Source organism: Pseudomonas sp. LFS074 (assembly GCF_047978165.1).
GTDB lineage: Bacteria > Pseudomonadota > Gammaproteobacteria > Pseudomonadales > Pseudomonadaceae > Aquipseudomonas > Aquipseudomonas putida_P.
The window spans coordinates 1-7,920 of record NZ_JBFPFV010000005.1; the positions used below are offsets into that span (position 1 = coordinate 1).

General features: G+C 59.1%; 10 protein-coding genes and 1 pseudogene. 5 read left to right on the top strand and 6 right to left on the bottom strand.

All coding sequences use genetic code 11. The features are described 5' to 3' along the window. Positions 1–642, bottom strand: a 642-nt coding sequence (locus ACNQP3_RS28870) for a cation:proton antiporter (RefSeq protein WP_416470693.1), incomplete at its 3' end; no start/stop codon positions are given. A gap of 342 nt (positions 643–984) precedes the next feature. Between ACNQP3_RS28870 and ACNQP3_RS28875 the strand changes: the two genes are divergently transcribed. Next, positions 985–1,470, top strand: coding sequence for an acyl-CoA thioesterase (locus ACNQP3_RS28875; protein WP_012274884.1), 486 nt, complete (start codon positions 985–987; stop codon positions 1,468–1,470). Here the strand turns inward: ACNQP3_RS28875 and pdxY are convergent. Further along, positions 1,467–2,339, bottom strand: coding sequence for a pyridoxal kinase PdxY (pdxY, locus tag ACNQP3_RS28880; RefSeq protein ID WP_060494501.1), 873 nt, complete (start codon positions 2,337–2,339; stop codon positions 1,467–1,469). The genes ACNQP3_RS28875 and pdxY overlap by 4 nt on opposite strands. Positions 2,340–2,459: 120 nt before the next feature. On the opposite strand from pdxY, the gene ACNQP3_RS28885 reads away from it, so the two are divergent. Further along, the gene (locus ACNQP3_RS28885; RefSeq protein WP_012274886.1) at positions 2,460–2,852 is read left to right on the top strand and encodes a DUF3301 domain-containing protein; all 393 of its coding nucleotides are present in this window, start codon (positions 2,460–2,462) and stop codon (positions 2,850–2,852) included. On the opposite strand, the gene ACNQP3_RS28890 is transcribed toward ACNQP3_RS28885, so the two are convergent. Genes ACNQP3_RS28890 through zigA form a run of 3 tightly spaced genes read right to left on the bottom strand, consistent with a single transcriptional unit; the run spans position 2,853 to position 5,693 of the window. Further along, positions 2,853–3,824 carry a CobW family GTP-binding protein gene (locus ACNQP3_RS28890; protein ID WP_012274887.1) on the bottom strand — a complete coding sequence of 324 codons (972 nt, stop codon included), beginning with the start codon at positions 3,822–3,824 and terminating at the stop codon, positions 2,853–2,855. Between the two features lie 40 nt (positions 3,825–3,864). Continuing rightward, positions 3,865–4,491 carry a DUF1826 domain-containing protein gene (locus ACNQP3_RS28895; protein WP_012274888.1) on the bottom strand — a complete coding sequence of 209 codons (627 nt, stop codon included), beginning with the start codon at positions 4,489–4,491 and terminating at the stop codon, positions 3,865–3,867. Beyond that, the gene (gene zigA, locus ACNQP3_RS28900; protein ID WP_264316676.1) at positions 4,488–5,693 is read right to left on the bottom strand and encodes a zinc metallochaperone GTPase ZigA; all 1,206 of its coding nucleotides are present in this window, start codon (positions 5,691–5,693) and stop codon (positions 4,488–4,490) included. Before zigA ends, ACNQP3_RS28895 begins: the two co-directional genes overlap by 4 nt. A 114-nt stretch (positions 5,694–5,807) precedes the next feature. On the opposite strand from zigA, the gene ACNQP3_RS28905 reads away from it, so the two are divergent. Both ACNQP3_RS28905 and folE2 read left to right on the top strand, forming a co-directional pair. Continuing rightward, on the top strand, positions 5,808–6,188 hold the full coding sequence (locus tag ACNQP3_RS28905; RefSeq protein ID WP_060494496.1) for a hypothetical protein: 381 nt from the start codon (positions 5,808–5,810) through the stop codon (positions 6,186–6,188). Between the two features lie 25 nt (positions 6,189–6,213). After that, positions 6,214–7,119 (top strand): GTP cyclohydrolase FolE2, encoded by a 906-nt coding sequence (gene folE2, locus ACNQP3_RS28910; protein WP_264316677.1) that lies wholly within the window; start codon positions 6,214–6,216, stop codon positions 7,117–7,119. On the opposite strand, the gene ACNQP3_RS28915 is transcribed toward folE2, so the two are convergent. Beyond that, the gene (locus ACNQP3_RS28915) at positions 7,103–7,630 is read right to left on the bottom strand and encodes a DUF3617 domain-containing protein (RefSeq protein WP_012274892.1); all 528 of its coding nucleotides are present in this window, start codon (positions 7,628–7,630) and stop codon (positions 7,103–7,105) included. The genes folE2 and ACNQP3_RS28915 overlap by 17 nt on opposite strands. A gap of 133 nt (positions 7,631–7,763) precedes the next feature. Here ACNQP3_RS28915 and ACNQP3_RS28920 point away from each other — a divergent pair. After that, a pseudogene (locus ACNQP3_RS28920) lies at positions 7,764–7,920 on the top strand (cardiolipin synthase); the annotation flags it as partial.

The following is a 7,920-nucleotide window of genomic DNA, read 5'->3' on the forward strand; positions in this document are numbered from 1 at the left end:
CTTGGCCACATAGGCCAGCAGCCGCGGCACCAACAAGATGCCGATGACCAGGGCGACGATCATGAACAGTGACAGCTTGCCGACAGTGGAGAACACCTCACCCGAGCTGACCGTGCCACTGACCGCGATGCCCGACAGCAGGGCAATGATGCCGATGCCAAGGATGTCCTCGACAATCAGCACGCCGAAGATCAGCTGGGCAAAGCGCTCGTTCTTCATCTTCAGGTCGTTGAGCGCCTTGACGATGATGGTGGTCGAGGATATGGCCAGGATGGCGCCGAGGAACAGCGAGTCCATGGTATTCCAGCCGAACCAGCGACCGATCTCGAAGCCGATCCAGATCATCAGCACGATTTCCAGGAACGCTGCGATGAACGCTGTGGCACCCACCTTGAACAGCTTGCGCAGGCTGAACTCGAGCCCCAGGCAGAACATCAGGAAGATCACCCCCAGTTCAGCGAGGGTCTTGATGGTGTCTTCATCATGGATAAGGCCAAACGGCGGGGTGTGCGGGCCAATGATGAAGCCCGCGACAATGTACCCAAGCACCACCGGCTGCTTGAGGCGATGGAAGAGAATGGTGACCACGCCAGCGACCAGCATGATGACCGCCAGGTCCTGGATGAAGCTGATGGCATGCATGGCGTGATACTCCTTTTCTCGTCTTTTTCTGAATGCCTGGGCAGACCGCTCCTCTGCCAAGGCAAACCTGAGGGAGCAGCAAGTACATACTGTATTGAATGCAGGAACGCCCATGTTGCATGGGCGTACTCAGGTTAACATCGCACCCCGCCGCAAAAAGCCGGTGCAATATGCAGAAACAGATCGGCTGGAAAAGCGCCGCTGATGGCATGATCAGCGTGACGACAGCGCGTCAGCCAACGTCCCGTATCAGCAAGGCAAATTCATAAGAGGGGAACAGCAGTGTCAGCAGATAACGCCCTCCATTCGCCCGATTCAGCGCAACCTCACCGTGAGCACACTATGGAACCTGGAAACGCCCAGCTGAGCATGACCGTCCTGATGACCCCGGACATGGCCAACTTTTCTGGCAACGTACATGGCGGCACCCTGCTCAAGTACCTCGACGAAGTGGCCTACGCCTGCGCCAGCCGCTATGCCGGTAGCTATGTGGTGACCCTGTCGGTCGACCAGGTGATCTTCCGCGAACCCGTACACGTAGGTGAACTGGTGACCTTCCTCGCGTCGGTCAACTACACCGGCAACACCTCGATGGAGGTCGGCATCAAAGTGGTGACCGAGAACATCCGCGAGCGCTCGGTGCGCCACTCCAACAGTTGCTTCTTCACCATGGTTGCAGTCGACGACAATCGCCGCCCGGTGCCGGTGCCACCGCGCCAGCCGCATAGCAGCGAAGAAAAGCGTCGCTTCCTGCAAGGCCATCAGCGGCGCCAGATCCGCCAGGAGCTGGAGAAGCGCTACCAGGACCTGAAAACCGACGCGATCTAAAGCGCCAGCAACTGCGCCTCGAAGCGTACCCGTGGGTGCGCAATGCGGTCCTGAGCCCGCACCAGCTGCAATTCGTAGCTGGCGCAGGCCTGGGTTTCCAGCAGCACTTCATGCACCGCTGCAGCCGTGAACTCGAATGCCTGCACCCAGCTGTCGCCCAGCATTACACGGGCCAGGAACAAACCGGAGGTGAGGTCACCCACCCCCACCGGCTGGCGTGGAAACGCCAGCAGCGGGCGGCGTAGGTGCCAGCTGTGTTCGGCAGTCACCAGCAGCATTTCGAACTGGTCCTCGGCGCGCCCAGGGTAGGCCAGGTGCTTGACCACCACCACCTGCGGCCCACGCTTCAGCAAGCTGCGCGCCATGTTCACGCAATCTTCCAGTGACTGCGCGCGACGCCCACAAAAGCTGTCCAGCTCCAGTTGGTTGGGGCACAGGATGTCCGCCCTGACCGCCGCCTCCTCGAGCAGAAACGCACTGACTTCGGGCGGGACGATGCAGCCCTTCTCCGGGTGCCCCATGACCGGGTCGCACAGGTACAAAGCCTTTGGGTTCACCGCCTTGATCCGCTCGACGCCGGCCAGGATCGCTCGCCCCTGTTCGGCACTGCCCAGGTAGCCGGAAAGCACCGCATCGCAGTGGCCCAGCTCGCCGATGTTGGAAATACCTTCCACCAACGCAGGAATTTGCGCCGGGGCAAGCACTTCACCCGCCCACTGGCCATACTGTGTGTGATTGGAGAACTGCACGGTATTGAGCGGCCAGACATTGACCCCGATACGCTGCATGGGGAACACCGCGGCGCTGTTGCCGGCGTGGCCGAACACCACATGAGACTGAATGGCGAGCAGGTGCGGGGTACGTTTCATGCGGGTGGTTTCCAAAGCTGTTTCAAGGATTGTACGCAGCGCAGTATGAACGCGATTGCCACCTGTACGACAGGCCAGGGACGCAGTTAAGCTGGATACACCTGTTTGGAGCATATGCAAATGTTGACCCTGGAGAACCTCTTCGTCCTGATGCTGGTAGCCACGGCAGGCGCCTGGTTGTGGCACAACCATGGGTTGCGCGAGAAAGCCCTGGAGCGGGTCAAACAGCATTGCGCCAAGCTCGACCTCGAATTGCTCGACGACGCCGTCGCGCTCAAGCGCATCGCCTTTGTCCGGGATGCCAATGGCCGTAAACGCCTGGCACGCATCTATGCCTTCGAGTTCACCGTCACGGGCGAGCAGCGCCACCCCGGTACCGTGACCCAGTTCGGCGCCCACAGCGTGCAGATCGAGCTGGCACCCTACCCGTTCGAAATCAAGACCCCACCGCGCGCCGACAATGTCATCGAAATGCAGCAGTGGCGCCAGGAGCACAACCGCTGGCGCAACTGATCAGCTGACTTGGCATTCGCTCAACCCGGCATGCAGTGCGGGTTGCGATTGCGGCTGATCGAAAATCAGCTCGATACGCGTATCCCTGCGCCATTCGCTGGGCTGCCAGGCGGGCATGCCTCCATTGAGCCCATTGAATGATTGCCAGCCTTCCACACTGTGGATAACTCCCTTGGCGCGTCGCCATGGCCAGACGCGCAAGAACGCCTGTAACCGCTGTGGATAAAACTGTTGGCCAGGGTGCCAACGCCAGCCAATACTCCAACCTCCTTCCCCCTGTTGGCTAAGGCAGATGGGCTGCCTGGGGTCTGTCCAGAGTAATGCTGGGGCACTTTCAAGATTGTCGACAATCTTGTTATCTAGGAATGGGCTGTCAACAATCTGGGAAGATGCCTGCGGAAGGCCCGACAGAGGCAGCCAACCTTGCACTGTCCATATGATTTTCTTGTTTATAAATTTATTAGTTATCAACAACTTATCTGATTCATCCACAAGCTCTGACTTGTTGAAAACCACGTTCTCACAGCCATCGAAAGCCTGCTGTTGAGCCTCCGTGAGGGGCTCGTTTCTAGCCATGGCCAGGGCATCCACAACCATCAGAAGTGGTTGAATTGTCAGCACTCCAGCCCAAGGGGCTTGCTGTAGCTGAGCCAGCAGCTGTAATGGGTGGCCCAAGCCGGAAGGCTCGATAAACAACCTGTCGGGCCGGGATTTACGCAGCAAGCGCCCCAGGCCCACCTGAAATGGCATGCCGTTGACGCAGCACAGGCAGCCGCCTGCCACCTCGCCGATGGCTATGCCGTCTTCGTCACGGCTGAGCAAGGCCGCATCCAGGCCTACCAGGCCAAATTCGTTGATCAGTACAGCCCAGCGTTCATTGGCTGGGCGCTGGGCCAGCAGATGACGGATCAGGGTGGTTTTGCCAGCGCCCAGCGGGCCGGCAATTACATGGGTGGGAATGTTCTGCAGCATGGGGCGACTTCAGGCGGTGGTGATGCCTCACTATGCGCCGTCAGGCCAGCCAGTCAAGGCTGAGCAGTAGCCGCCCCTGTTGCCCTGAAGGGGACCGATGCACCAGGCCTGCGCCCTCGTTGCCCTGCCATTTCTCGCCTTTCAGTATCCCTACCTCGCCGGGCTGCAGGCGCTTTATGTTATCCACAGGAAGATCAGCTGTGTGTAACTCTCCACGCCGGCTATCCTGCTCTTGCAACCATTCACTACCCGGACCCGCATAGGTAGTGAGCAGGCGTAATGGCACGTTATCCACATGGAAGCGCGGGCACATAGGACCGTCCAGTACCCGCAGACGTAAACCGACCCGACGTGCGCCAACCAGGCAGGTGTACGCCGCCACCAACCACGTCACATCGGCAACGAAGGCCTCATAGCCAAGTAAATCCGACGCTTCACGCAGCAGATCGGGCAGTACTGGCATCTGCTGCTCGTCCACATCGATTACCCGCTGATCCGCCAGGGGCTGACCAAGGCTTATGGCCAATTCAGAAAAGTCCTGTAACTGTGCCGGCAGGCGCCGGCGCCAAACGGCCAGGTTCACGCCGTCCTGCAGCACCTCAGCCAGAACTTGCGGGCTATCGCCGTGCACCTGAAAGATATCCACAGCCCGAGTTGCCGCGTTCATGCCGCCTCCTCGTGCCATGGGCCAAACGGATCGGGCAGGCGTAACCAACCCATGTGGCCCAAGTCCATTTCCTGATCCGTCAACAGGCAGCCATCAAGGGCTGTGGATAATTTTCCGAAGTCGATATTCTGCCCGATGAACACCAACTCCTGGCGGCAATCACCGGTCTCAGCAGTCCAGTGTTTCAAGATCGCGCTGGTGTTATCCACATCCTGCGGCCACTGATCGCGCGGTACGAAGCGCCACCACCGGCCAGCCAGGCCATGGCGCATCATGCCGCCCGCTTGCGACCAGCTACCGGCTTCCTGATATTTGCTGGCCAACCAGAAAAAACCCTTGGAACGCAGTAACCGCCCGTTAGTCCAGTGAGTGTGGATAAAGTCGAAAAAGCGCTGTGGATGAAGCGGACGTCGTGCCTGCCAGGTCATGGCCGCGATACCGTACTCTTCGGTTTCGGGCACATGCTCACCGCGCAACTCCTGCAACCAACCCGGTGCCTGGGCTGCCTGATCGAAGTCGAACAGGCCAGTGTCCAGAATACGCGTCAGCGGCACCTGCCCCATGACCATGGGTACGATCTGAGCCCGGGCATTGAGGCTGCGCAGAATGGCGGTGAGTTCTTCGCGCTCATGTTGGCTGATAAGGTCGATCTTGCTCAGCAGCAGCACATCGGCGAATTCGACCTGCTCGATCAGCAGATCGCTGATTGACCGCTCGTCTTCTTCGCCCAAGGTTTCGCCACGGCTGGCCAGGCTGTCTGCCGCCTGATAGTCGCGCAGGAAGTTCAGGCCATCGACCACGGTGACCATGGTGTCCAGGCGCGCCATATCGGACAGACTGCGGCCCTGTTCGTCGCGGAAAGTGAAGGTTTCGGCCACCGGTAATGGTTCGGAGATACCGGTGGACTCGATCAGCAAATAGTCAAAACGCCCTTCTTCGGCCAGCCGCGCCACCTCTTCAAGCAGGTCTTCACGCAACGTGCAGCAGATGCAGCCGTTGCTCATCTCGACCAGTTTCTCTTCAGCGCGGTTGAGGCTGACATTGCGCTGCACCTCACTGGCGTCGATGTTGATTTCACTCATGTCATTGACGATGACCGCGATCCGCAGGTTGTCGCGGTTGCGCAGCACATGGTTGAGCAGTGTGCTCTTGCCGGCGCCCAGGAAGCCGGACAGCACGGTGACGGGGAGACGATTGGGCATGGCGAACCTCTTCAGGCAGACGCATTCGAAACGATGCATTGCACAATGTTATAAAGTAACAATACAATTTCGCCAAGCCGTTCTCGACGGACGAGTGCTCACCGGGGATGAAAAATGAATCTGCCAAGCGTCTTGGCGTTGCTGATGCTGGTCATGCCGACTTCACTGCTGGCTATGCCAAAAGGCAGTGCATTGGCGCTTTGTACGCGAAGCGCCACGCTGCTCGCCTGCCAGGACGGCAAAGGCAGTTACTACAGCGTGCGCACCGAAGGCAGCACGTTCTACCTGCGCGGCTACGACTTCGACAGCCGGCGCCTGTGGGCACAAACCAACAGCCGCTACGGCACATTGACCTTTTTTACCGGCCTGGCCAGCGATGGAGAGGCCTGGGTGGGTTACAGCCGCCGCGTTGGCTGGACCACTTTGAACCGCGTATCCAGCTCCAGCGGGCAGCGCTTCAATCTGCATTGCAGTTTGATCGGCGGTTGCCGTTGATGCCTTTACTTGCTTGGAAAGCCAAATGACTCAGCTCAAGCTCCCCGATATCGCCGCACAAACTCAAGCGTATGCCGTGCCATTGAATTGGGTTGGCATGTGCGGAATCGCCCTGCCAGTGCAATTCGAAGGGCGCACCGCGGCTGCCAAAGTCGACGCAGGAGTTAGCCTGGTAGACGGCAGTTCACGCGGCATACACATGTCGCGGCTTTACCTTGCGCTGGGGTCATTGGAACACCAGCCTCTCACACCACTCGCCATCTGGCAGCTTCTGGAGGATTTCCTCAGCAGCCACGCAAGCCTTTCTTCCGCAGCCTACTTGCGCTTCAGCTTCGAGCATCTGCTGAACAGGCCCGCCTTGATCAGCCCATTGGCGGGCTGGAAAAGCTACGCCGTAACGGTAGATGCCAGGATCGAAAATGAAGTGTTCCACGTGGAACTATCCGTTTCTGTTCCTTACTCCTCAACCTGCCCATGCTCGGCTGCACTCGCACGGCAGCTGATTCAGCAGCAGTTTCAGACGCACTTCAGCGAACAGAAAATCGAAAAAGCTGCGGTACTGCAATGGCTTGGCAGTGCCGAAGGGATTGTTGCTACGCCTCATAGCCAACGCAGTACCGCGCAGGTTCAGGTACGGCTAAACAGCAATCAGCAGGTGTTGCCCATCACCGAGTTGATCGACCGCATAGAGGCTAGCCTGGGGACAGCGGTGCAAACCGCCGTAAAGCGCGCAGACGAGCAAGCCTTCGCGTTGGCCAACGGGCAAAACCTGATGTTCTGTGAAGACGCCGCACGCCGCCTGCATAAGGCTCTCCGGCAAATGGAATGGAGCACAGCCTTCAAACTACGCGTGGAACATGCAGAGAGCCTGCATGCCCACGACGCTGTAGCAACCAGCCAGTGGCAATGGGATGTCAGCTGCGCGGTTTGACCGTGCCGCAGTCATTGCCCAGCCACACCGCACGGGTGTTCATGCTGCCTTGCTGCTGCACACCCGAGGCGTTGAATGTGCCGCTCACCTGGGTAGTGAATTCCCGATCACTGAGGAATGTAGCCTGGCCACTCCCCTGGGCCTTCGGGCAGCTGAACTGAAACTTCCACACATTACCGGTGCGGTCAGTGATCTTCTGCGTGCAACCTGACTTCGGGTCCTGCAGCGGGATGTCGTTGGTTGCCACCTGTTCTGGCGTCAGGCACGAACGTACACCCTTACCGCCTACGCTTACTCCCTGTTTGGCCAACACCCCTTCCATCATTGCGCGCTGCTCTGGCGGCAGGTTTTTTAGCTGGCCGAGCATGAATTCCATGTCGGGTAGCGGCTTGCCATCGACCTGCATGTTGCTGGTGGTCAGCTCCCACAAACCGGGTTGCAGCATCTGGGCATGCACCAGCGGGCTGCTCATTGCTAGGGCCAACGCCAACAGTGGCAGACGAATCTTCATGGACGAACGCTCCTGGAAAAAAGCCGGCCAAGCGGGCCGGGCTGAGCCTTAGACGCCAAATCCACCTTCGGGTTGCAAGGCGGACCGGGAACGTGTTCTGTTACCTCAAGTGTACTCGGCAAGCAGGATGCATATGGATTACCACAGCCCCTACTTCTTTGGTTACCTACTCGGCCTGATACATCTGCTGGGGATCGTAGCCGCACTGCACGCGGTGTTCACCGTGCGGACTGCCCAAGGCGCGATTGCCTGGGCCATGCCCTTGTTCTTCATCCCCTACCTCACCTTGA

Coding starts and splice junctions, on each gene's coding strand:
- ACNQP3_RS28875 (WP_012274884.1), top strand. CDS start 985: ATGGAACCTGGAAACGCCCAGCTGAGCATGACCGTCCTGATGACCCCG.
- pdxY (WP_060494501.1), bottom strand. CDS start 2,339: ATGAAACGTACCCCGCACCTGCTCGCCATTCAGTCTCATGTGGTGTTC.
- ACNQP3_RS28885 (WP_012274886.1), top strand. CDS start 2,460: ATGTTGACCCTGGAGAACCTCTTCGTCCTGATGCTGGTAGCCACGGCA.
- ACNQP3_RS28890 (WP_012274887.1), bottom strand. CDS start 3,824: ATGCTGCAGAACATTCCCACCCATGTAATTGCCGGCCCGCTGGGCGCT.
- ACNQP3_RS28895 (WP_012274888.1), bottom strand. CDS start 4,491: ATGAACGCGGCAACTCGGGCTGTGGATATCTTTCAGGTGCACGGCGAT.
- zigA (WP_264316676.1), bottom strand. CDS start 5,693: ATGCCCAATCGTCTCCCCGTCACCGTGCTGTCCGGCTTCCTGGGCGCC.
- ACNQP3_RS28905 (WP_060494496.1), top strand. CDS start 5,808: ATGAATCTGCCAAGCGTCTTGGCGTTGCTGATGCTGGTCATGCCGACT.
- folE2 (WP_264316677.1), top strand. CDS start 6,214: ATGACTCAGCTCAAGCTCCCCGATATCGCCGCACAAACTCAAGCGTAT.
- ACNQP3_RS28915 (WP_012274892.1), bottom strand. CDS start 7,630: ATGAAGATTCGTCTGCCACTGTTGGCGTTGGCCCTAGCAATGAGCAGC.